This window comes from Acidovorax sp. KPB24-03, from assembly GCF_057546605.1.
Genome location: NZ_BAAJYR010000962.1, coordinates 1 through 532, shown reverse-complemented (window position 1 = coordinate 532; position 532 = coordinate 1). Strand labels below are relative to the sequence as shown.

2 pseudogenes are annotated in these 532 nt (G+C 73.7%); both read right to left on the bottom strand.

The features are described from left to right. Positions 1–324: pseudogene (locus tag AC27KI_RS27055) on the bottom strand (multidrug transporter); the annotation flags it as partial. Continuing rightward, a pseudogene (locus AC27KI_RS27050) lies at positions 321–532 on the bottom strand (TolC family protein); the annotation flags it as partial. The pseudogenes AC27KI_RS27055 and AC27KI_RS27050, both read right to left, overlap by 4 nt.

Below are 532 nucleotides of genomic sequence, written 5' to 3'. Positions count from 1 at the left end.
CGGCGCCCCCGCGGCCGTGGGCGGCTCCAGCACCATCACCGGCTGGCCCGCGGGCACGGTCTCGCCCACGGCCACAATGCGCGCCACGCGCCCGGAGGTGTGCACGCCCACGGCCACCTGCTCGGTGACGACGAAGCCGGGCGCCGTCTCCCACCAGTAGGCGATGGCAAAGCGCATCAGCAGGTAGGCCGGCGCTGCAAGCACCATGGCCAGCAGCAGGTACCAGCGCCAGCGCGGCACCTGCCGCTTGGCGGCGGCGTAGCGCACCGGCAGGCCGTTGGCCTCTTGCGCCGAACCCGGCGGAATGTCGAACTGGATCTTCACGGGGCGGCCCCTTCAAAATCTTCCCATGCCTGCACGACCACGCCGGCGAACGCCGGCAGGTCGGACAGGGACTGTGCGAGCGCGCGCCAGCGCTGCAACGCCGCGGCGCGGCCCACGCCATGGCTGCTTTCCTCGCGGGTGAGCGAGTCCTCCATGCTCTGGGCCACCGCCACCCGCAGGCCGGGCACGGCCTGCCGCACCAGCGGCG